Origin of the sequence: Janthinobacterium violaceinigrum (assembly GCF_009208555.1) — a bacterium.
GTDB lineage: Bacteria > Pseudomonadota > Gammaproteobacteria > Burkholderiales > Burkholderiaceae_D > Janthinobacterium > Janthinobacterium violaceinigrum.
Window position 1 is genome coordinate 76,219 of the sequence record NZ_WFLI01000008.1, and the last position, 21,789, is coordinate 98,007.

A 21,789-nucleotide genomic window follows, 5' to 3' on the forward strand; every position below is an offset into this window, starting at 1 on the left:
GCATTTGGCGGGATGCACCACAGGATTGCCCATGTTGGATGACGCCTGTGTGACAGGCTGCTATGATCTGCCACTGGCCCGCGACGCGATCGCGGTTCTTCCCCGCGCTTCCTGAAAGATGTCATGATCCGTCCACAACTGCTCGTCATCGCCGCCAGCGTCATGCTGGCCCACGCCGCTCCCTCCGCCTTGGCTGCCGCCACGGCCAACGCCGCACCGGCTGCCGCCGTCAGCGCCCAGAACCCCCTGCTGAAAGCCAGTCCGCTGCCGTTCCAGATGCCGCAATTCGGCCTGATCAAGGATGCGCACTACGCGCCCGCGTTTGCCGAAGGCATGAAACGCCAGCTGGCCGAAGTCAATGCGATCGCCAACAATCGCCAGGCACCCACGTTCGAAAACACCATCGTGGCCCTCGAGCGTACGGGACAGCTGTTGCACCGCGTGCAAAGCATCTTCAGCAACATGACGTCGACCAACACCAACGCCGCGCTGGAAGCGGTGGAAGTGGATGTATCGCCGAAACTGGCCGCGCATGGCGACGCGATCACCCTGAATCCGAAACTGTTTACCCGCATCGACACCCTGTACGCCAAGCGCGACAAGCTGGGCCTTGACGCGGAATCGTTGCGCCTGCTGGAACGCTATCACACAGATTTCGTGCGCGCCGGCGCCAAGCTGTCCGATGCGGACAAGGAAAAACTGAAAGCCTACAACGCCGAGCAGGCGGGCCTGGAAACGGCCTTCGCGCAAAACGTGCTGAAGGAAACGAATGCCAAGAGCATCGTCGTCGACACGCGCGCTGAACTGGCTGGCATGACGGACAGCGATATCGACACGGCCGCCACGGCTGCCAAGGAACGTGGCTTGAACGGCAAGTTCGTCATTGCCCTCGTGAACACCAGCGGCCAGCCGGCACTGGCCGTGCTGACCAACCGCGCCACGCGCCAGCGCCTGATGGATGCGTCGCTGAACCGCGGCAGCCAGGGCGGCGAGTTCGACAACCGCGCCATCGTGCTGAAGCTGGCCAAGCTGCGCGCCGAACGGGCCACCTTGCTCGGTTACGCCAATTACGCCGCGTACTCGCTGGAAGACCAGACGGCCAAGACGACCACGGCCGTCAACACCCTGCTGTCGGAACTGGCGAAACCGGCCGTCGCCAATGCGCGCCGCGAAGCGGCCGACCTGCAGCAAGTGGTCGACGCAGAAAAGGGCGGTTTTCAGGTGGCAGCAGCCGACTGGGCCATCTACACGGACAAGCTGCGCAAGCAACGCTTCAATTTCGATGAAAACGAGCTGAAACCGTACCTGGAATTGAATAGCGTGCTGAACAACGGCGTCTTCTTTGCCGCGAACAAGTTGTATGGCATCAGCTTCAAGCAGCGCACTGATCTACCGGTGTACAACCCGGACGTGCGCGTCTACGACGTGCTCGATGCCAACGGCAAGCCGCTGGCCCTGTTCATCGCCGATTTCTATGCGCGCGGCAACAAGCATGGCGGCGCGTGGATGAATGAATACGTGTCGCAATCGTCGCTGCTGGGCACGCATCCGGTGGTGGCCAACCAGTTGAACATTCCGAAGCCGCCTGCCGGCCAGCCGACCCTGCTGACGTTCGACGAAGTGACGACCATGTTCCACGAATTCGGCCATGCGCTGCACGGCATGTTTTCAAACGTGAAATACCCGCGCTTTGCCGGCACTAGCGTGCCCAGCGACTTCGTCGAGTATCCATCGCAAGTCAATGAAATGTGGGCGATCTGGCCGGAAGTGCTGCAAAACTATGCCAAGCACTACCAGAGCGGCGCGGCCATGCCGCAGGAATTGCTCGACAAGGTGACGGCGGCAAAGAAATTCAACCAGGGTTTCATGACCACGGAATACCTGTCGGCAGCCCTGCTGGACCAGCGCTGGCACCAACTGGCGCCAAGCCAGATCCCGACCGACGTGCTGGCCTTTGAAGCGGCATCGTTGAAGGATGCGGGCGTCGACTACGCACCCGTGCCGCCGCGCTACCGCACGGCATATTTCTCGCACAGCTTCTCGGGCGGCTACTCGGCGGCTTACTACGCCTACCTGTGGTCGGAAAAGCTGGACGCGGAATCGGTCAACTGGTTCAAGGAAAACGGCGGCCTGACGCGCAAGAATGGCGACTGGTTCCGCAGCAAATTGCTGTCGCGCGGCGGCAGCGTCGATGCGCTGCAGCTGTTCCGTGACTTCCGCGGCCGCGATGCCACCGTGGAACCCTTGCTGGAACGCCGGGGCTTGAACGCCAAGTAAGTCGTCCTCAGCCGAAGCTTGCGTTGCGTTGACCTGGCGCACGCAAGCTTTCTGTGCCGGCGGCGTAGAATTGAGTAAGATGTAAACAAGAAGGCAGTCGAAAGAGTATATGAGTCAGCAAGATTTGAATGGCATCACCCTGGAAGCGATTGTGACGCGCCTGCAAGCCCACTACGGTTGGGATGGCCTGGCCAAGCACATCGATATCAATTGCTTCATCAGCGATCCCAGCATCAAGTCGAGCCTGAAGTTTTTGCGCAAGACCCCGTGGGCCAGGAGCAAGGTGGAACAGCTGTACCTGGACACGCAATTTACTGACTGACAGGAAAAAACATGGATAGCAAACTCAAGGAATCGCTGCAACAGCTGCATTCGACACTAGCAACCAGCGGCCCCGTCGATGAGGAACTGCAGGGTTTGCTGCAAAAGCTCGATGTCGATATCAAGCTGCTCATGGAAAAGCGTGCTGCGCAGGAACAGGAAGAAGAGTCGACCACCTATGGCCTGGCCGAGCGCAGCCAGGAATTGTCGGCCAAGTTCGCCGTCAAGCATCCGAAACTGGAGCCTGCCTTACGCGAATTGGGTGAAATTCTCGCCAATATGGGTATCTGATGCGCCTCTGAAAACCTACTGCGCAGCCCACTGCCGGGCATCCGTTGCTCACCGTACCTTCGTACGGTTCCGCTACTCAACCCGGCATTGAGCTTGCTCGCTACGGTTTTGAGAGGCGCCGAGACGGTATTGATGTAATGATAAAAAACTGCTCCTCAGTCACAATTTCTCGATGGGAATTTCCCAAGTGATTGAAAAATAAACGTTTTTTGTACTGAAATCCAACAGTAAAAAGCAGGCCGTCAGGTTGGAAATGGCCAATTCCGGTACAATCCGTACCCTATGAGCTCCCCTACCAATTTATTTGCGACCGTTCCCAAGCGGTCTGCCCGCGCTGCCGTGGCGCCTTTCCTGCCGATGTCGCGTGCCGAGATGGACGCGCTGGGCTGGGACCAGTGCGACGTCATCCTCGTCACGGGCGACGCCTACATCGACCATCCGAGTTTCGGCATGGCCCTCGTTGGCCGCCTGCTCGAAGCGCAGGGTTACCGCGTCGGCATCATCAGCCAGCCGGACTGGCTGTCGGCCGACGCGTTCCGCATCCTCGGCAAGCCGCGCCTGTACTACGGCGTGACCGCCGGCAACATGGATTCCATGGTCAACCAGTACACGGCCGACCGCAAGATCCGCTCCGACGACGCCTACACGGCCAACGCGGAACCGAATAAACGCCCGGACCGCGCCGTCACCGTGTACGCGCAGCGTGCGCGCGAAGCGTATCCCGACGTGCCCATCGTCATCGGCAGCATCGAAGCCTCGCTGCGCCGCATCGCCCATTACGATTACTGGTCGGACAAGGTCCGCCGTTCCGTCTTGCCCGATTCCAAGGCCGATTTGCTGATCTTCGGTAATGCCGAGCGGGCGCTGGTGGACCTGACGCACCGCCTCGCTGCCGGCGAAGCCATCAAGGATATCCGCGACTTGCGCGGCACGGCTTTCATGGTGCCGTCCGGCTGGCTGCCTGGCGACGACTGGGGCGTGCACAATTCCACCCGCGTCGACGTGCCCGGCAAGATCGATCCGCACTACAGCCCGTACGAGATGGTGCAGGAAGACAAGACCGCCTGCGCGACCGAGAATGCGTCGAAATCGGCCGAAGTGATCAAGCCCATCCGCATCATGAGCCGCGAAGAGCGCCTGGCCATGGCCAAGGAAAAGCACGACAAGACGGTGGTGCGCCTGCCTGCGTACGACGTCGTCAAGGATGATCCCGTCATGTATGCGCACGCGTCGCGCGTGTTCCACCTGGAATCGAATCCCGGCAATGCGCGCGCCATGGTGCAGGCGCACGGCGAACGCGACGTGTGGCTCAATCCGCCGCCGTTGCCGCTGGCCATGGACGAGATGGATGGCGTGTACGACATGAATTACGCGCGCGCCCCGCACCCCAGCTACGGCAAGGCGCATATCCCCGCGTGGGAAATGATCCGCTTTTCCGTCAACATCATGCGCGGCTGCTTCGGCGGCTGCACCTTCTGCTCGATCACGGAGCACGAAGGCCGCATCATCCAGAGCCGTTCGGAACCGTCGATCCTGCGCGAAATTGAGCATATCCGCGATAAAACCAAAGGCTTTACGGGCACCATTTCCGATATGGGTGGTCCGACGGCGAATATGTACCGCCTGGCCTGCAAGGAAAAAGAGATCGAAGTGTCGTGCCGCCGCTTGTCCTGCGTGTACCCGTCCATCTGCGTCAACCTGGGCACGGACCACAGCAAGCTCATTTCCCTGTATCGCAAGGCGCGCGCCATTCCTGGCATCAAGAAAGTGCTGATCAGCTCGGGCTTGCGCTACGACCTGGCCGTGCGTTCGCCCGAGTACGTGAAGGAACTGGTCACGCACCACGTGGGCGGCTTGCTGAAGATTGCGCCCGAGCACACGGAAGAGGGCACCTTGTCGAAGATGATGAAGCCCGGCATCGGTGCGTATGACGAATTCAAGGAAATGTTCGATCGCTTCTCGCTGGAAGCAGGCAAGAAGCAATATCTGATTCCGTACTTCATCGCCGCGCACCCGGGCACGACGGACCTGGACATGCTGAACCTGGCCCTGTGGCTGAAGAAAAACAATTTCAAGCTGGACCAGGTGCAAACCTTCATGCCCACGCCGATGGCCATGGCCACGACCATGTACCACACGCGCAAGAATCCCTTGCGCAAGGTGACGGCGGACTCCGAAGTGGTGGAAACGGCGCGTAGCGGCAAGATCCGCCGCACGCATAAAGCCTTCCTGCGCTACCAGGACCCGGCCAACTGGCCTATCCTGCGCGAAGCGCTGGTCAACATGGGCCGTGGCGACTTGATCGGCAATGGCGACAAGCATTTGATTCCCGCCTGGACTTCGTCCGAGTCGGGCGGCCTGGCCGCAGGCGAACGCAGCCGCCAGACGCATGGCGCCGGTACGCCGGACAAGTTCAAGGTCACGCCGGGCAAGAACCGTATCGCCCTCGGTGGCACGGCCGCCGCGCCCAAGGCCACGGCTGTCGAGTCGAAGGTGCGTCCTTCGATCCTGTCGACCATCAAGACCAAGGCCAAGCCCGCCGCCGCACCGATGGGACGTGGCGCCAAGCCGCCGGCCAAGGGCGGTACGCCGGCCCGCAGCGGCCGCAGGTAAGCCTGCTGCATCCAGAACCCGGCCTGCGCGCCGGGTTTTTTTATGGCTGGCAGCATTCTCCAGGCTGGCGTATTTATCTTGACATCAAGATAGTATGCGTCCACACTGGAATTATCTTAGCGTCGAGATAGTTTATGCCCACCTCTGCTGTCCGCCCCGCCTGGGGCGATATCGTGCTCACGGCGCTGGCGCCCCTGATCTGGGGTTCCACGTATATTCGTCACGTCCGAACTGCTGCCGCCGCACCGGCCCTTCACGGCGGCCCTGATCCGCGTGTTGCCGGCCGGTCTGCTGTTGCTGCTGCTGATGCGGCGCCTGCCCGCGCGGCGCGACTGGGGCCGCGTGCTGATCCTGTCCGCCCTGAATATCGGCGTGTTCCAGGCCTTGCTGTTCGTGGCCGCCTACCGCTTGCCGGGCGGTTTGGCGGCCGTCGTGGGCGCCATCCAGCCGCTGCTGGTGATGGGCCTGGCCTGGGGCGTGGAAGGGCGCCGCCCGGCCCGCCTGGCCCTGGGCGCCAGCGTGCTGGGCGTGGCCGGCATGGGCGTCTTGCTGCTGTCGCCGCGCACCGTGTGGGAACCCATCGGCATTGCCGCAGCGCTGGGCGGCACGGCTTGCATGGCGGCCGGCACCTATCTGACGCGGCGCTGGAAGCCGGACTTGCCCGTGCTGGCGCTGACGGGCTGGCAATTGCTGCTGGGCGGCCTGATGCTGGCGCCCGTCGCCTGGCTGGCCGACGCACCGTTGCCGGCGCTATCCCTGCAGCAAGTCCTGGCCTATGCCTACCTGTGCCTGGCCGGTGCCTTGCTCGCGTACGCCTTGTGGTTCCGCGGCATCGCCAGGCTCTCGCCCGTGGCCGTGTCCTCGCTGGGACTGCTCAGTCCCCTGATGGCCGTCGTGCTGGGCTGGGCCTTGCTGGGCCAGGCCATGACGGGCTGGTCGATGCTGGGCCTGCTGCTGGTGCTGGCCAGCGTGCTGGCTGTGCAGTGGGCGAGCGCCCGTCCCGCAACAAACCCCTGATTTCCGCGCATTTCTCCCAGGCAGGCCGATCGCATCGGCCTGTCTGCTTCCCTCTGAACGTCCCCTTTTTGCTGCACCGCACATACAGTTTTGCTTGCACTGGTATGGGGCATTGAGGCACTATTCGCTTCGCGCAAACGTTTGCGCGCAATGAAATTCCACAAAAGCATGCAGTACACGTGCTTGACCAACAACTCTGGAGACGCTCATGACATCCCGTATTCGCCTGAAAATGATTGCCGCCGCTGTCCTGGTGTGTGCCTTGCCTGCCGTGCCGGCGATGGCGCAGACGCCTGCAAAGCCGAAAGTGGCGCTGGTGATGAAGTCGCTCGCCAACGAATTTTTCCTGACCATGGAAAACGGCGCCAAGGCGCATCAGAAGGCCAATGCCGCCAAGTACGACTTGCTGTCGAACGGCATCAAGGATGAAACGGATACGTCGAGCCAGATCAAGCTGGTCGAGCAAATGATCGTCTCGCGCGTCAATGCGCTGGTGATTGCGCCGGCCGATTCGAAAGCGCTGGTGCCGGTGCTGAAGAAAGCCATCGACGCGGGCATCATCGTCGTCAATATCGACAACAAGCTCGACGCGGGCGCCCTGAAAGAGAAGGGCATCACCGTGCCGTTCGTGGGCCCGGACAACCGTAAGGGCGCCAAGGTGGTCGGCGACTACCTGGCCCAGCAAATCAAGAAGGGCGACCCCGTCGGCATCATCGAAGGCGTGTCCACCACCTACAACGCGCAGCAGCGCACCCTGGGTTTCCAGGACGCCATGACGGCAGCCGGTGCGAAAGTCGTCAGCGTGCAGTCGGGCCAGTGGGAAATCGCCCCTGCCAACACGGTGGCGGCCGCCATGCTGAACGCCAACCCGAACATCAAGGCTTTGCTGTGCGGTAACGACAACATGGCCATCGGCGCCGTGTCCGCCATCAAGGCGGCCGGCAAGACGGGCAAGGTGCTGGTCGTCGGCTACGACAACATCAATGCCATCAAGCCGATGCTGGCCGATGGCCGCGTGCTGGCCACCGCCGACCAGTTCGGATCGCAGCAAGCCGTGTTCGGCATCGACACCGTGCTGAAAGCCTTGGCGCAGAAGAAGAAACAGGCCGATCTGGGTGGCGTCATCGAAACCAAGGTCGAACTGGTCGCCAAGGGCGCCAAGTCCTGATCGTTTGATCCCGCCGGGGCCGGCGCCTGCTTGCTCACCGAGCAGGCGGTGCCGGCCCCGCCGCCACTACCGCGGAGTTTTATCATGCCTACCGACATTCCCCCGGCGCCCTCGGCCGCCCTCCCTCTATTGACCCTGGATAACATCGGCAAGTCCTATGTCGGCCCCGTGCTGGGCGGCGTGGGCTTGCGCTTTGCCCCTGGCCAAGTGCTGGCGCTGACGGGAGAGAACGGCGCGGGCAAGAGCACCCTGTCGAAGATCATCTGCGGCCTGGAGCAAGCCACCACGGGCACGATGCTGCTCGACGGCAAGCCTTACCAGCCCGCCTCGCGCGGCGCCGCCGAGGCGCTGGGCATCCGCATGGTGATGCAGGAACTCAACCTGATTCCCACCCTGTCGATCGCGGAAAACCTGTACCTCAAGAATTTGCCGCAGCGCTTCGGCTTCATCGACCGCACCCGCCTCGAACGCGACGCGCGCGAACAGATGGAGAAAGTGGGCCTGGGCGGCCTCGACCCGTGGACTTTGGTCGGCGAACTGGGCATCGGCCACCAGCAGATGATCGAGATCGCGCGCAACCTGATCGGCGCCTGCCGCCTGCTGGTGCTCGATGAGCCGACTGCCATGCTGACGCACCGCGAAGTGGAATTGCTGTTCCTGCAGATCGAGCGCCTGAAGGCCGAAGGCGTGTGCATCATCTATATCTCGCACCGCCTGGAAGAACTCAAGCGCGTGGCCGACCGCATCGCCGTGCTGCGCGACGGCCAGCTCGTGTGCGACGACGACATCGCGGGCCACTCCGCCGCCGACCTGGTCAGCCTGATGGTGGGCCGCTCGGCCGACGACGCCGTCGACCTGAGCGGACGCACCATCGGCGCGCCGCTGCTGCGCGTGCGGGGCCTGGCGCGCGGCAAGGTGGTCAACCCCACCTCGTTCGACTTGCGCGCCGGTGAAATCCTCGGCATCGCCGGCCTGATCGGCTCGGGCCGCACGGAATTGCTGCGCCTGATCTTTGGCGCCGACCGCGCCGATGCGGGTGACATTTTCCTCGGCGACAGCGCCACGCCTGCTGCCTTGCACTCGCCGCAGGCGGCCGTAAAAGCCGGCATCGCCATGATCACGGAAGACCGCAAGGGACAAGGCTTGTTGCTGCGCCAGTCCATCGCCGTCAACACGACCCTGGCCTCGCTCGACACCGTCAGTGGCGCCGGCTGGCTCAACGACACGGCCGAAGCGACGGTGGCTGACGACTACATCCAGCGCCTGGGCATCCGCTCGCGCAACAGCGCGCAAACGGTGGCCGAGCTCTCTGGCGGCAACCAGCAAAAGGTGGTGATCGCCCGCTGGCTGTACCGCGACTGTCCCGTGATGCTGTTCGACGAGCCCACGCGCGGCATCGACATCGGCGCCAAGTTTGATATTTATCAGGTGCTGGCGGAGCAGGCGCGCCAGGGCAAGGGCCTCGTCATCGTCTCGAGCGACTTGCGCGAGCTGATGCTGATCTGCGACCGCATCGCCGTCATGAGCGCGGGCAGCATCGTCGACACCTTCGAGCGCGGCGCCTGGAGCCAGGACGCGCTGCTGTCGGCCGCGTTCTCCGGCTATTTGACCCCCACTTCCACCCCAGCTGCGGCCTGATCCGCCGGAAAGATTCCCATGACCACCAATTCCTCTCCTTCGTATCTGCAGCGCAGCCTGGCCGACCTGAAAAACTACGGGGGCCTGATCGGCGCCCTGCTGGCCATGTGCGTACTGTTCTCGTTTGCCAGCGAAAACTTCTTTACCCTGGCCACCCTGAGCACCCTGTCCAACAACATCCCCACCCTGGTGGTGATGGCCGTCGGCATGACGTTCGTGCTGATCATCGGCGGCATCGATCTGTCCGTCGGTTCCGTGATGGCGCTGGCCGCTTCCGTGCTGTCCCTGGCCGTCGTGCACTGGGGCTGGCCCGTGTGGAGCGCGGCCCTGCTGGGCATGTTCGTCGCGGCCCTGTGCGGCGCCACGACGGGCCTCATTTCCGTCGGCTGGCGCATCCCCTCGTTCATTGTGTCCTTGGGCGTGCTGGAAATGGCGCGGGGGCTGGCCTATCAAGTGACCAATTCGCGCACGGAATACATCGGCAGCGCCGTCGACGGCATCAGCTCGCCGATCGCGTTCGGTCTGTCGCCTGCCTTCATCGCTTCGATCGCCATCGTCGTCATCGGCCACCTGGTGCTCACGCGCACGGTGCTGGGACGCCACTGGATCGGCATCGGCACGAATGAAGAAGCCGTGCGGCTGTCCGGCATCAACACGAAGCCGTCGAAAGTGCTGGTGTTTGCCTTGATGGGCTTTCTCGCCGGCGTGGGCGCGCTGTTCCAGGTGTCGCGCCTGGAAGCGGCCGACCCGAACGGCGGCGTGGGCATGGAATTGCAAGTGATCGCCGCCGTGGTGATCGGCGGCACCAGCCTGATGGGTGGTCGCGGTTCCGTCATCAGCACGTTTATCGGCGTATTGATCATTTCCGTGCTGGAAGCGGGCCTGGCGCAAGTGGGTGTGTCGGAACCCGTGAAACGCATCGTCACGGGCCTGGTGATCGTCGCTGCCGTGGTGCTCGACACCTACCGCCGCCGCGGCGAACGCGCCTAAGCGCCACATCGCCCATGGCAACCATCAAGCAAGTGGCGCAGGCGGCGGGGGTGTCGTTCACCACCGTGTCGCACGTCCTCAACAATACCCGCCCCGTCAGCGACGAGGCGCGCCGCGCCGTGCTGGCGGCGGCGGAGCAATTGCATTACGTGCCCAGCGCGCTGGCGCGTTCCTTGCGCAGCCGCAGCACGGGCACCATCGGCCTGATCATTCCGAATAATACGAATCCGTATTTCTCGGAAGTGGCGCGCGGCATCGAGGACAGCTGCTACGCGGCCGGCTACAGCGTCATTTTGTGCAATTCCGATGACGACCCCGTCAAGCAGCGCGACTACCTGAACGTGCTGCTGACCAAGCGCTGTGACGGCCTGATCCTGTCCGCGCTGGCCGACAGCGATGGCGAATTGCTGCGCAAGATGAAGGTGCCGGCCGTGCTGCTCGATCGCGCGCCCAGCGACCTGTCCATCGATGCCGTGGCTGTCGACAACCGGGCCGGCGGCGTGCTGGCCGCGCGCCACCTGCTGGGGCTGGGACGCCGGCGCCTCGCCTGCATCGCCGGTCCCCGCGAAGTGAGCATTTCCAACGACCGCATCGCCGGCGCGCGCAGCGCCATGGCGGACGCGGGCGTGGCCCTGGCCGACGCGCTGTGCCGCCATAGCGATTTTACGAGTGCGGGCGGCTATGCGGCCGCGCTGGATTTGCTGGCGCTGCCGCCAGGCCAGCGCCCCGACGCCTTGTTCTGCTGCAATGACTTGATGGCGTTTGGCGCCCTGCGCGCCGCCGCCGAGCGCGGTATCGCCGTGCCCGGCGAACTGGCCGTCGTGGGCTTCGACGATATCGACCTGGCCAGCTTCGTGCATCCGGCCCTGAGCAGCGTGGCGCAAAACACGCGCGAGCTGGGCCACATCACGGCTGCCTGCCTGCTGGCGCGCATCGCCGACCCCGCCTTGCCGCGCCAGCAGCGCAGCATCGCACCCGCGCTGCACGTGCGCGGCTCCAGCGTGGCTGCCACTGTAACTTCTTCCGCACCTACTTCTTCACCTGCAACTGAACTGATGGGAATGACATCATGATCGTGGTTATCGGCAGCATCAATATGGACCTGGTCTTGCGCGTGCCGCGCATGCCCCTCCCCGGCGAAACCCTGACGGGCGGCGCTTTTAGAACCATCCCTGGCGGCAAGGGCGCCAACCAGGCCGTCGCATGCGCGCGCATGAGCGGCAAGGTGGCGGGCGCCCAACAAGTGGCCATGGTCGGCTGCGTGGGCGACGACGCGTTCGGCGCGACGTTGCGCGCGGCGCTGGTGGGCGACGGCATCATCGACAGCCACATCACCACCTTGCCCGGCGTCGCGTCCGGCATCGCTTCGATTCTCGTCGACGACAACGGCCAGAACAGCATCGTCATCGCGGGCGGCGCCAACGATCTGTTGAGCCCCGCGCACATTGATGCGGCGCAAGGTTTGATCGAACAGGCTGATATCGTCGTGCTGCAGCTGGAAACGCCGATGGACACCGTCGTGCACGCGATCAAGCTGGCCCGTTCGCTGGGCAAGACCGTGGTGCTGAACCCGGCTCCGGCCGCCAGCCTGCCGGACGGCGTGCTGGAACTGGTCGACTATCTGATTCCAAATGAAATCGAAGCGGCCATGCTGGCAGGCGTCAGCCCGGATGGCGCGGATGCCAAGGCGCTGGCCGCCGCGCTGCAAAAGCTGGGCAGCGACAACGTCATCATCACCCTGGGTTCCAAGGGCGTGCACGCGGCCCTGTATGGCGGCGATTACACCTTCCCCGCCGAAGTGGTGCAAGCCGTCGACACGACGGCCGCCGGCGACACGTTCATCGGCGGTTTTGTCGCGGGCCTGGCGTCCGGCATGGACGAGGCCGAATCCATCCAGCAAGGCCAGCGCGCGGCCGCCTGGAGCGTCACCAAACCTGGCGCGCAAACCTCGATTCCCCACTTGCACGAGCTGTTCTAAGACCATGAAAAAGACTCCGCTGCTCAATATCGCACTGTCGCAACTGATCGCCTCGCTGGGCCATGGCGACATGCTCGTCATCGGCGACGCGGGCTTGCCCTCGCAGCCGGGCGTGCCCCTGATCGACCTGGCCCTGACGCGCGGCATTCCCGGCTTCGTCGATACCGTGAATACCGTGCTGAGCGAAATGCAGGTGGAATACCATCTGCTCGCCAGCGAATTGCCGCAGCACAATCCCGCCATGGCGGCGCAGGTGGCGGCCCTGGCCTTGCCCGATGCGCGCCAGATCACGCACGAGGAGTTCAAGCAACTGTCCAGGGGGGCGCGCGCCATCGTGCGCACGGGTGAATGCAGTCCGTATGCCAACATCATTCTGGTGGCCGGCGTCGTGTTCTAACGCAAACAAAGCTCAGACTGTTTGCCAAAAACATCAACGGTATTGTCCTCACTGAAATAGTTATCCTTCGGCAAAAGGGGCGGCTACAATAGCCTTATTCCTGCCAACTCGGCAGATCCCTGTGGTGTCTTGCCATGCCGATGGAAGCATCTTGCGCTGTCCGCTGCCCCTTGTCGCCGAGCACAGGCAGGCGCGTGTTCGGCTGGCTGGCGCTGCTTGCCCTGCTGTATTGCTGCGCCACGCCGGCACGGGCGCTGGAACCCATTTCCCTGCAACTCAATTTCACGCACCAGTTCCAGTTTGCCGGCTATTACGCGGCCATCGAGCAGGGCTATTACCGCGAGGCGGGGCTGGAAGTCCGGCTGCGCGAAGGCGGCGGCGGGCCGCTGGCCGAGGCGGCCGTGCTGGGCGGCCAGGCCGAATATGGCGTGGGCAACAGCACCTTGCTGCTCAGCCGCCTGGCGGGCAAGCCCGTGGTGGTGCTGGCCGTGGTGTTCCAGCATTCGCCCAGCGTGCTGCTGATGCGCCAGCAAGGCGGCGCGCCCGACGTGCGCAAGCTGGTGGGCGCGCCCGTGATGATAGGCGCGCCTGGCAATGTAACGGCCGCCTCCGATGAAGTGTCGTTGTTCCTGCAAAAAATGGGCGTCGCGCCGCAGCAGATGCGCCACTTGCCGCCCAGCTACCGGGTCGAGGATTTAATCGATGGCAAGGTCGACGCCATCGCCGCGTATTCCACCAACGAACCGGACTACCTGGACCGGGCCGGCTTTCCCTACTATCAGTTTACGCCGCGCACGGCGGGCATCGATTTTTACGGCGACAACCTGTTTACCAGCGAACAGGAATTGCGCCGCCATCCCGAGCGCGTGAAAGCGTTCCGCGCGGCCAGCCTGCGCGGCTGGCAATACGCGATGGCGCACCGCGAGGAAATGGCGCAGCTGATCCATGCCAAATACAGCCAGCGCCACGACCGCGCGCATCTGCTGTACGAGGCGCAGCAGATGGAATTGCTGCTGCAGCCCGTGCTGGTGGAGCCGGGCTACATGAATCCCCAGCGCTGGCAGCACATCGCCGATACCTATGCGGCCATGGGCGTGCTGCCGCGCAATGCCACGGACAGCCACGCCTACCAGGGTTTCCTGTACCACCCCGTGCCCGGCGCCGACCTGGGCTGGCTGTACCTGTCGCTGGGCGTGGCGGGCAGCCTGCTGGCCGTGTCGGCGGCCTTTCACTTCAGCAACCTGGCGCGCGAGCGCCGCCGCACCGAGGAAACCATCCGCCAGGGGGAGTTGCGTTTTCGCACCATGTTCGAGGAAGCGCCCATGGGCATTGCCCTGATCGATACTGTGAGCGGGCAGTTTCTTGACATCAATCCGCGCTATCTGGCCATCGCGGGGCGCACGCTGGAGCACATGAAGCAAACGAGCTGGATGGAGATCAGCCATCCCGACGACGTGGCGGGCGAGCAGGTGCACGTGGCGCAGCTGCTGGAGCGACGCATGCAGGGTTTCCGCCACGCCAAGCGCATCGTGCGGCCCGATGGCGGCGTGGTGTGGGTCGATGCCTCGGTGACAGCCATCGCCACGACGCGCCACGGCGGGCCGCACCATCTGTGCATGCTGGAAGACGTGACGGACAAGCGGCAAACGGAAGCGCTGATCTGGCAGCAAGCCAATTTCGATACCTTGACGCAATTGCCGAACCGGCGCATGTTCCACGAGCGGCTGCGCCAGGCGCTGGCCCAGGGTCGGCGCGATACGAGCCGCGTGGCCATCCTGTTCATCGACCTCGACCATTTCAAGGAAGTCAACGACACCCTGGGTCACCACCAGGGCGATATCCTGCTGATCGAAGCGGCGCGGCGCATCCGCGTGGGCGTGCGCGAGACGGACACGGTGGCGCGCCTGGGCGGCGACGAATTCACGGTGATCCTGTCCGACCTCGATGACCTGCAGCAAGTCGACCGCATCGCGCGGCAGATACTCGACGGCTTGCTGGCGCCGTTCCTGCTGGGGCAGGAGCAGGCGTTCGTGTCGGCGTCGATCGGCATCACCCTGTATCCGGACGACGCGGGCAATATCGAGGACTTGCTCAAGCATGCGGACCAGGCCATGTATGTGTCGAAGGGCGCGGGGCGCAACCGCTACAGCTACTTTACGCCCGCCATGCAGGTGGCGGCCGTCAACCGCATGCGCATGGGCGCGGACTTGCGCACGGCCCTGCGGGAGCAGCAGCTGCAGCTGCATTACCAGCCCGTCGTCGAGCTGCATAGCGGCAATATTGTTAAAGTGGAAGCCTTGCTGCGCTGGAACCATCCGCAGCGGGGCATCGTGTGTCCGCCCGATTTCCTGGCGCTGGCCGAAAGCAGCGGCTTGATCGTCGATATCGGCGACTGGGTGCTGCGCACGGCGGCCGCGCAACTGCTGCGCTGGCGCGCGCAGGGGCAGGCCATCGGCTTGCCGGGGCTGCAGCTGTGCCTGAACCAGTCGCCGCTGGAGCTGCAGCGCGAAGCCGAGGCGCCCGGCACCTGGCTGCGCCAGCTGATGGCGCTCGATGTGCCGGCCTCGGCCATCGTGCTCGACATGCGCGAAGATGCGCTGCTGGGGCCAGGCGCCGGCAGCAGCATGGCGCAGCGGCTGCAGCACTTGCGCGAGGCGGGCATGCAGATCGCCCTCGACGACTTCGGCAGCGGCCATGCCTCGCTCACGCAATTGCAGCAATGCGGCATCGATTACCTGAAGATCGACGGCGTGCTGGTGCGCAAGCTGGCGGCCGGCGCCAGCGAACTGGCGCTGTGCGAAGCCATCGTCACCATGGCCCACACGCTGGGCTTGCAGGTGATTGCCGAAGGGGTGGAGACGCCGGAGCAGCGCGCGCGGCTGCTGGAGATCGGCTGCGATTTCGCGCAAGGCGATCTGTTTGCGCCGCCGCTGGCCATCGAAGCGTTCGATGCGCTGCTGCGCGCCCAGCGGCCCTTGCACCCTTGAAACAGGCAAGGCCCGCCACCAGATCTGGCGCAAGCCTGCGGGACAGGGCTTCCGGCTTGAACGGGCTTATACTCGACCGGCTGGCGCCTGCGCCCGGCTTTGCTGTCATGGGTCCTGGACCCAGTGCGCAGGCAAACCTTCTTCCATTCACTCAACTCGAGGTGACCTCATGGGCATTTTCAGCAATATCTACAACAAAATCTTCCACCATTCGTCCGATGCCGCTCCGGCAGCCACGCCCGCCGCCGCTACCGACGCGCCAGCGGCGGCCGCCCCGGCAGCAGCACCTGCACCGGCGGCTGCCGTGCCGGTGGTGGACGTGGAAGTGGTGCTGGTCGACCTGGCCAGCAAGAACGCGGAAAAACTCAATTGGCGCACGTCCATCGTCGACCTGATGAAACTGCTTCAACTGGACAGCAGCCTGGCCGCGCGCAAGGAACTGGCGCAAGAGCTGCACTTCACGGGCGACACCAACGATTCGGCCAGCATGAATATCTGGCTGCATCGCCAGGTGATGATCAAGCTGGCGGAAAACGGCGGCAAGGTCCCGGAAGAACTCAAAAATTAAACACCTGGCGGCGGCAGGGGTATCCACTGCTGCCGCTATCCAATCCCGCGGGAACTGCCTATGATGGAGTTCCCATGGCGTCATGATAGCTAAAACTAATTGAAACTATTGCGACAATCAATTTTGCATATGGGTTAAAACCCCTTACACTAGAGTCTTACTGATTCACCACACGAGAGGAAATGACTATGTCGCTCATCAATACCCAAGTTAAACCATTCAAGGCAACCGCATACCACAATGGCAAATTCGTCGACCTGACGGAAGCGTCGCTGAAAGGCAAGTGGTCGGTATTCGTGTTCTACCCAGCCGACTTCACCTTCGTTTGCCCAACCGAACTGGAAGACCTGGCCGATCACCACGCCGAGTTCCAGAAGCTGGGCGTCGATGTCTACGGCATCTCGACCGATACCCACTTCGCGCACAAAGCCTGGCACGACACCTCGGACGCCATCAAGAAAGTGCAATACGCACTGATCGGCGACCCAACCGGCGCCCTGTCGCGCAACTTCGAAGTCATGATCGAAGAAGAAGGCCTGGCACTGCGCGGTACCTTCGTCATCAATCCTGATGGCTTCATCAAAGTGCTGGAAGTGCATGACAACGGCATCGGCCGTGACGCTGCAGAACTGCTGCGCAAAGTCAAAGCCGCCCAGTACGTGGCGAACCACCCAGGCGAAGTGTGCCCAGCCAAATGGACGGAAGGCGCAGCAACCCTGACCCCATCGCTGGACCTGGTCGGCAAGATCTAAGGTGTGAAGCAGCAAGCAGCAAACAAGTAGTTACCGCGATGCCGGCCCGGGTGTCCGGCCCGGCATTCGCCTAAATATTTGTAGAAAAGGAAAAAATCATGTTAGACGCCACCCTCAAAACCCAACTGAAATCCTACCTGGAAAAAGTGGTGTATCCGCTTGAGCTGGTCGCTTCTCTCGATGACAGCGCAAAAGCCCGCGAGATGAAGGAATTGCTCCAGGAGATAGTCCTGTTGAGCGACAAGATCACGCTGGTCGAGCGCATGGACGCTGGCGTACGGACCCCGTCGTTCAGCATCAACCGTACAGGCTCCGACATCGGCGTGCGTTTCGCCGGTGTGCCGCTGGGCCATGAATTTACCTCGCTGGTGCTGGCGCTGTTGCAAGTGGGCGGCCACACCATCAAGTTCGACGATGCCGTGATCGAGCAGATCCGCAACCTCGACGGCGATTACGAGTTTGAAACGTTTATTTCGCTCTCCTGCCACAACTGCCCGGAAGTGGTGCAGGCATTGAATGCCATGGCGGTGATCAACCCGCGCATCAAGGTCACCACCATCGATGGCGGCGTCTTCCCGCAAGAAGTGGAAGCGCGCCAGATCATGGCCGTGCCGATGATGTTCCTGAACGGTGAACACTTCGGCCAGGGCCGCACGAATGTCGAGGAAATCCTCGCCAAGCTCGACACCAACGCCGGTGCCCGCCAGGCCGAAGCGCTGAACAAGAAAGACGTGTTTGACGTGCTGATCGTCGGCGGCGGCCCTGCCGGTGCGGCAGCGGCCATCTACGCGGCCCGCAAAGGCATCAAGACGGGCGTGCTGGCCGAACGTTTCGGTGGCCAGGTGCTCGATACCCTGGCGATCGAGAACTTTATTTCCGTCAAGGAAACGGATGGTCCGAAGTTCGCCGTGGCGCTGGAGCAGCACGTCAAGGAATACGAAGTCGACATCATGAACACCCAGCGCGCCACGAAACTGACGCCGGGCAAACTGGTGGAGATTGAAACGGCGAATGGCGCCGTCCTGAAAGCCAAGACCGTCATCCTGGCCACCGGTGCCCGCTGGCGCGAAATCAACGTGCCGGGCGAGAAGGAATACCGCAACCACGGTGTGGCCTACTGCCCGCACTGCGATGGCCCGCTGTTCAAGGGCAAGCGCGTGGCCGTGATCGGCGGCGGCAACTCGGGCGTGGAAGCGGCGATTGACCTGGCCGGTCTCGTGAAACACGTGACCCTGATCGAGTTCGGCGCGGAACTGCGTGCCGATGCGGTGCTGCAACGCAAGCTGCACAGTCTGCCTAACGTGACCGTGATCACGTCGGCGCAAACGACGGAAATCCACGGCGACGGCAAGATCGTCAATGGCCTCAGCTACACGGACCGCGTCAGCGGCGAGTCGAAAAAGGTCGAGCTGGAAGGCGTCTTCGTGCAAATCGGTCTGGTGCCGAACACGGAATGGCTGAAGGGCACGCTGGCCCTGTCGCGCCACGGCGAAATCGAAGTGGACGCCCGCGGCCAGACGTCGATCCCTGGCGTGTTTGCGGCCGGCGACGTCACCACGGTGCCGTACAAGCAGATCATCATCGCTACGGGCGAAGGTGCGAAGGCCGCCCTGTCTGCCTTTGACCACCTGATCCGCTCGGACGACGAGGAAGTGGTCGATGAAGCGGCAGCGAAAGAAGCATTGACGGCGTAACTGTCCACGCTGAAAAAAAACCGGAACGGCCGCGAGGCCCTTCCGGTTTTTTTATGCGCAGAGGAAACTTAGCTGCCCGCGTACAGCGGGTTGCCGGCTACATACACTTGAATGCCGTCGACGGCCATGTCCTTCGGCGCGATCTCGGCCAGGGCAAAGACGGTCTTGTTGTGGAAGGTTTGCACGTGCCACGTAAAACGCTGGCCCGCGCGCGCGATGGTGACGGTTTCGCCGCGCGTCACGTTGATGTGGCGCGTGTCGGGCTGCAGGTCGATGCTGCGCTGGGCGGCGCCATGGTGGGCCGGGGTGCCATAGTCGGCGGCCGTGCCTGTGGGGCCGGCCGCGATGGCGGACGTCGCGAGGATGGCGCACAGGATGGCCAGGGCGCTGCGGTGGGTATTGAACATGCGGATCTCCAAGAATAGGCTGGACGCGGTGGTAAGCGCGCCGTTTTATCGTAGTGGCTGCACCGGGATCGCCGGTTTTGCAACACGGCATCCTAAGCGCTTCTTGTCTGATCTGCAAAGTCCTATTTCACAGCTGCACCGTTGCCGCCAGCGGCACGTCCGGCGCCAGGTGGCTGGTCAGCACGATGCACTGGCGCGCCAGCCGGGCCGGTTCGGCCAGGCGCGCGCGCAAGTGGGCCATGGCAGCTGCATCGAGGCCATTGAACGGTTCGTCGATCAGCAGCAGGCGCACGGGCAAGGCGAGGGCCAGCGCCAGTTGCAGCTTTTTGTGCTGGCCCAGGGACAGGGCGGTGATGCTTTGCTGCAAGGTCGACGTCATGGCAAATGCGCCCAGCTCTGCATTCAGCATGGCCTGGTCGGTGCCCGGATACAGGGCCAGGTGCAGGTCGAGAAATTCGTGCACCTGCAGCCAGGGCAGGGCGGGCGCGTCGCCGCCGCAATAGAAGGCAAGCGCGCGGTAGGCCAGCGGCATGGCGCCGCTATCGATATCGTTCAGGCGGATGGCCCCGCGCGCGGGCAGCAGGGCGCCGCCCGCCAGCTTCAGCAGGGTAGTCTTGCCGGCCCCGTTGGCGCCGCGCAGCCAGGTGATGCCGGGACCGAATTGCTGGTTGAAGCACTGGAACACGCTGTGCGTGGCAAAGTGGAAATCGAGCTGCTCGACGTGCAGCATGGGAGTAGGGGCAGTCAATTCCATAATTCGCTTCCGATGGCGCTCAAGGCAAGGATGGAGAAAACGACGAGGGCGACGCGGCCCCGCGCCGTCAGGCGGGGCAGGCCGACGATGGCCAGCAGGGCTGCGCTGGCGGTGACGGCGTACACGCTGGTCACGCGCCGCTGCAGGGCGGCTGGATCGATGCAGTACAGCAAGACGCCAGCACCGAGCAGCACGGCAAAGGCGGGCAGCAGGCTGGCGGCGCAGGCCAGGCGCGTCAAGGCCTTGCCGGCCAGGGGCCAGGCGTTCAGCGATGGAGACAGCAAGCCGATCTGTTCGCGCACGGCCTTGTCGCCCCGGTCCGTCACGATGACGAGGCTGGCGCTGGCCAGCAAGCCGAGCAAGGGGGCGGGCACGAGGGGCGCGTGCAGCAGCCAGGCCAGCATGCTGGCGCCAGCGCCGGCCAGCAAGATGCTTTGCTGCCGGCCAACCACGTTCTCGTTGCGCCAGAACGGCAGCCAGAACAGCTGGCGCCACAGGAATGCGGTGCGCCAGCGGGGCAGCCGCGGCACATAGGCGGTCATCGTGGGCGGGCGCGCCCTTGATGCGGGACGCGGCGCGCGCAGGTGCTGCGCCACGATGAGCGTCGTCAGCAGCCAGGCCAGCAGCCAGGCGGCGACGGTGGCGGCCATGCCGGGCGCGGCAATGGGGCGCAGCCAGGGCGGTGGCTGCAGCAGCCAGATGGCGGCCGAGACGGCATAGGCGAGGCCCAGCGGCAGCATCAGCAGGCCGGCCACGGCGATATCGGCTTGCCAGCGCAAGCGGCGTGGCAAGGGCAGCTGGCGCAGCCAGGCGGCAATGCTGGCCGGCAGCAGCCGCTTGCGCAGCAGCCAGGCGGGCAGGCAGGTCAGCAGGGCTTGCGCGCTGACGATACCCAGGGCGGCGGGCCAGGGCAGGCTCATGGCGAGAAAGCCGGGCAGGGCGATGACGCTGAGTAAGCCCAGCAGGACGGGACCGGCCAGGAACACGAGGATTTCCATGGAACTGGCCAGGCTGGCGGCAAATTGCAGCGAAGCATGATGGGCCAGGCGCAAGCGCAAGGCGAGGTAGGGGGAAAGACTGCGGGGCAGGCGCATCAGGCAGGAGCGGCAGAGTCGGCAAGAGCGCTGATTCTAACAGCCGGGGTCAGACCCCCGGAGAAGTTAGCGTTGAGCTTGACGTTGGCGGTGTTGAGGGTCTGACTCCACAATGGGAAAAGCCCTTCGGTTCAGAGAACCAAAGGGCTTTTCTTTTATTGGCGGAGCGGACGGGACTCGAACCCGCGACCCCCGACGTGACAGGCCGGTATTCTAACCAACTGAACTACCACTCCAAGCTCGTATGATCTGTGTTGCTGATCCATGAAGCACTGGATAATTTTCTGTTTGGTGGTGGGTGCTGAGAGGCTCGAACTCCCGACCTACGCCTTGTAAGGGCGCCGCTCTACCAACTGAGCTAAGCACCCGCATACCCAGAAAACTATCCCGACGTTTGTCACCACGTCTGGAAGAGGCACTATTATAGGGGGCGCCTTCCTGCTTGTGCAACTATTCTTGGGGGCTAAAAGCAGTTTTTTTGCTGAAAAGCGCAAAAATGTTCAAGTGCGGGGAGGATGATGCCTTTTCCGGCGCATTTGTGGCCCGGAAATGGGAAAAGCCCTTCGGTTCAGAGAACCAAAGGGCTTTTCTTTTATTGGCGGAGCGGACGGGACTCGAACCCGCGACCCCCGACGTGACAGGCCGGTATTCTAACCAACTGAACTACCACTCCAAGCTCGTATGATCTGTATTGCTGATCCATGAAGCACTGGACAGTTTTCTGATTTGGTGGGTGCTGAGAGGCTCGAACTCCCGACCTACGCCTTGTAAGGGCGCCGCTCTACCAACTGAGCTAAGCACCCATTGCTTGTCTCAGAAAACCATCCCGACGTTTGTCACCAC

Annotated in this window: 17 protein-coding genes, 4 tRNA genes and 1 pseudogene; 15 read left to right on the forward strand and 7 right to left on the reverse strand. The window is 63.4% G+C overall.

What is annotated here, in order from left to right; all coding sequences use genetic code 11:
• The first annotated feature begins 123 nt into the window (after positions 1–123).
• From GCN75_RS09105 to ahpF, 15 genes and pseudogenes are all read left to right on the forward strand, one after another.
• Positions 124–2,277 (forward strand): M3 family metallopeptidase, encoded by a 2,154-nt coding sequence (locus GCN75_RS09105; protein ID WP_152282252.1) that lies wholly within the window; start codon positions 124–126, stop codon positions 2,275–2,277.
• 109 nt (positions 2,278–2,386) lie between these two features.
• Complete coding sequence (locus tag GCN75_RS09110) at positions 2,387–2,599, forward strand: VF530 family protein (protein ID WP_152255907.1); 213 nt, start codon at positions 2,387–2,389, stop codon at positions 2,597–2,599.
• A gap of 11 nt (positions 2,600–2,610) precedes the next feature.
• Complete coding sequence (locus tag GCN75_RS09115; protein ID WP_152255908.1) at positions 2,611–2,889, forward strand: DUF4404 family protein; 279 nt, start codon at positions 2,611–2,613, stop codon at positions 2,887–2,889.
• A gap of 357 nt (positions 2,890–3,246) precedes the next feature.
• Complete coding sequence (locus tag GCN75_RS09120) at positions 3,247–5,502, forward strand: YgiQ family radical SAM protein (protein WP_226941234.1); 2,256 nt, start codon at positions 3,247–3,249, stop codon at positions 5,500–5,502.
• Positions 5,503–5,636: 134 nt separating this feature from the next.
• A pseudogene (locus GCN75_RS09125) lies at positions 5,637–6,519 on the forward strand (EamA family transporter).
• Positions 6,520–6,727: 208 nt separating this feature from the next.
• Entirely contained in the window at positions 6,728–7,687 is a 960-nt protein-coding gene (locus GCN75_RS09130; protein WP_152282254.1) for a sugar ABC transporter substrate-binding protein, read from the forward strand.
• A gap of 84 nt (positions 7,688–7,771) precedes the next feature.
• A complete protein-coding gene (locus tag GCN75_RS09135) occupies positions 7,772–9,325 on the forward strand; it encodes a sugar ABC transporter ATP-binding protein (protein ID WP_152282255.1) in 1,554 nt (517 codons plus the stop codon).
• An 18-nt stretch (positions 9,326–9,343) separates the two neighbouring features.
• Positions 9,344–10,315, forward strand: a complete 972-nt coding sequence (locus GCN75_RS09140; RefSeq protein WP_152255913.1) for an ABC transporter permease — start codon at positions 9,344–9,346, stop codon at positions 10,313–10,315.
• Between the two features lie 14 nt (positions 10,316–10,329).
• Complete coding sequence (locus tag GCN75_RS09145; RefSeq protein ID WP_152282256.1) at positions 10,330–11,388, forward strand: LacI family DNA-binding transcriptional regulator; 1,059 nt, start codon at positions 10,330–10,332, stop codon at positions 11,386–11,388.
• Positions 11,385–12,293, forward strand: coding sequence for a ribokinase (gene rbsK, locus GCN75_RS09150; protein ID WP_152282257.1), 909 nt, complete (start codon positions 11,385–11,387; stop codon positions 12,291–12,293). Before GCN75_RS09145 ends, rbsK begins: the two co-directional genes overlap by 4 nt.
• Positions 12,294–12,297: 4 nt before the next feature.
• The gene (gene rbsD, locus GCN75_RS09155) at positions 12,298–12,690 is read left to right on the forward strand and encodes a D-ribose pyranase (RefSeq protein WP_152282258.1); all 393 of its coding nucleotides are present in this window, start codon (positions 12,298–12,300) and stop codon (positions 12,688–12,690) included.
• A gap of 194 nt (positions 12,691–12,884) precedes the next feature.
• A complete protein-coding gene (locus tag GCN75_RS09160) occupies positions 12,885–15,677 on the forward strand; it encodes an EAL domain-containing protein (protein WP_226941219.1) in 2,793 nt (930 codons plus the stop codon).
• A gap of 169 nt (positions 15,678–15,846) precedes the next feature.
• Positions 15,847–16,245: a DUF3597 domain-containing protein gene (locus GCN75_RS09165; protein WP_099411946.1), complete on the forward strand. Its 399-nt coding sequence runs from the start codon at positions 15,847–15,849 to the stop codon at positions 16,243–16,245.
• A gap of 188 nt (positions 16,246–16,433) precedes the next feature.
• Positions 16,434–16,997, forward strand: coding sequence for an alkyl hydroperoxide reductase subunit C (ahpC, locus tag GCN75_RS09170; protein ID WP_077398190.1), 564 nt, complete (start codon positions 16,434–16,436; stop codon positions 16,995–16,997).
• Between the two features lie 98 nt (positions 16,998–17,095).
• Positions 17,096–18,691 (forward strand): alkyl hydroperoxide reductase subunit F, encoded by a 1,596-nt coding sequence (ahpF, locus tag GCN75_RS09175; RefSeq protein WP_152282260.1) that lies wholly within the window; start codon positions 17,096–17,098, stop codon positions 18,689–18,691.
• Between the two features lie 68 nt (positions 18,692–18,759).
• Here ahpF and GCN75_RS09180 read toward each other — a convergent pair whose 3' ends face one another.
• The 7 genes from GCN75_RS09180 to GCN75_RS09210 all read right to left on the reverse strand — a co-directional run bounded on the left by GCN75_RS09180 (position 18,760) and on the right by GCN75_RS09210 (position 21,749).
• A complete protein-coding gene (locus GCN75_RS09180) occupies positions 18,760–19,098 on the reverse strand; it encodes a CzcE family metal-binding protein (protein ID WP_152282261.1) in 339 nt (112 codons plus the stop codon).
• Between the two features lie 127 nt (positions 19,099–19,225).
• On the reverse strand, positions 19,226–19,852 hold the full coding sequence (locus GCN75_RS09185; RefSeq protein ID WP_152282262.1) for an ABC transporter ATP-binding protein: 627 nt from the start codon (positions 19,850–19,852) through the stop codon (positions 19,226–19,228).
• Positions 19,843–20,946 (reverse strand): hypothetical protein, encoded by a 1,104-nt coding sequence (locus GCN75_RS09190; RefSeq protein ID WP_226941220.1) that lies wholly within the window; start codon positions 20,944–20,946, stop codon positions 19,843–19,845. The genes GCN75_RS09185 and GCN75_RS09190 overlap by 10 nt, the downstream gene beginning before the upstream one ends.
• A gap of 159 nt (positions 20,947–21,105) precedes the next feature.
• Positions 21,106–21,182: transfer RNA gene (locus tag GCN75_RS09195), tRNA-Asp, on the reverse strand.
• Positions 21,183–21,238: 56 nt separating this feature from the next.
• Positions 21,239–21,314: transfer RNA gene (locus tag GCN75_RS09200), tRNA-Val, on the reverse strand.
• Between the two features lie 228 nt (positions 21,315–21,542).
• A tRNA-Asp gene (locus tag GCN75_RS09205) sits at positions 21,543–21,619 on the reverse strand.
• Between the two features lie 54 nt (positions 21,620–21,673).
• A tRNA-Val gene (locus GCN75_RS09210) sits at positions 21,674–21,749 on the reverse strand.
• Positions 21,750–21,789 lie beyond the last annotated feature (40 nt).

What these genes read in the sequence shown, in the direction of transcription:
- GCN75_RS09130 (WP_152282254.1), top strand. Translation starts at nt 6,728, where the DNA reads ATGACATCCCGTATTCGCCTGAAAATGATTGCCGCCGCTGTCCTGGTG.
- GCN75_RS09110 (WP_152255907.1), top strand. Translation starts at nt 2,387, where the DNA reads ATGAGTCAGCAAGATTTGAATGGCATCACCCTGGAAGCGATTGTGACG.
- GCN75_RS09115 (WP_152255908.1), top strand. Translation starts at nt 2,611, where the DNA reads ATGGATAGCAAACTCAAGGAATCGCTGCAACAGCTGCATTCGACACTA.
- GCN75_RS09105 (WP_152282252.1), top strand. Translation starts at nt 124, where the DNA reads ATGATCCGTCCACAACTGCTCGTCATCGCCGCCAGCGTCATGCTGGCC.
- GCN75_RS09190 (WP_226941220.1), bottom strand. Translation starts at nt 20,946, where the DNA reads ATGCGCCTGCCCCGCAGTCTTTCCCCCTACCTCGCCTTGCGCTTGCGC.
- rbsK (WP_152282257.1), top strand. Translation starts at nt 11,385, where the DNA reads ATGATCGTGGTTATCGGCAGCATCAATATGGACCTGGTCTTGCGCGTG.
- GCN75_RS09180 (WP_152282261.1), bottom strand. Translation starts at nt 19,098, where the DNA reads ATGTTCAATACCCACCGCAGCGCCCTGGCCATCCTGTGCGCCATCCTC.
- GCN75_RS09120 (WP_226941234.1), top strand. Translation starts at nt 3,247, where the DNA reads ATGTCGCGTGCCGAGATGGACGCGCTGGGCTGGGACCAGTGCGACGTC.
- rbsD (WP_152282258.1), top strand. Translation starts at nt 12,298, where the DNA reads ATGAAAAAGACTCCGCTGCTCAATATCGCACTGTCGCAACTGATCGCC.
- ahpF (WP_152282260.1), top strand. Translation starts at nt 17,096, where the DNA reads ATGTTAGACGCCACCCTCAAAACCCAACTGAAATCCTACCTGGAAAAA.
- GCN75_RS09185 (WP_152282262.1), bottom strand. Translation starts at nt 19,852, where the DNA reads ATGGAATTGACTGCCCCTACTCCCATGCTGCACGTCGAGCAGCTCGAT.
- GCN75_RS09135 (WP_152282255.1), top strand. Translation starts at nt 7,772, where the DNA reads ATGCCTACCGACATTCCCCCGGCGCCCTCGGCCGCCCTCCCTCTATTG.
- GCN75_RS09140 (WP_152255913.1), top strand. Translation starts at nt 9,344, where the DNA reads ATGACCACCAATTCCTCTCCTTCGTATCTGCAGCGCAGCCTGGCCGAC.
- GCN75_RS09165 (WP_099411946.1), top strand. Translation starts at nt 15,847, where the DNA reads ATGGGCATTTTCAGCAATATCTACAACAAAATCTTCCACCATTCGTCC.
- ahpC (WP_077398190.1), top strand. Translation starts at nt 16,434, where the DNA reads ATGTCGCTCATCAATACCCAAGTTAAACCATTCAAGGCAACCGCATAC.
- GCN75_RS09145 (WP_152282256.1), top strand. Translation starts at nt 10,330, where the DNA reads ATGGCAACCATCAAGCAAGTGGCGCAGGCGGCGGGGGTGTCGTTCACC.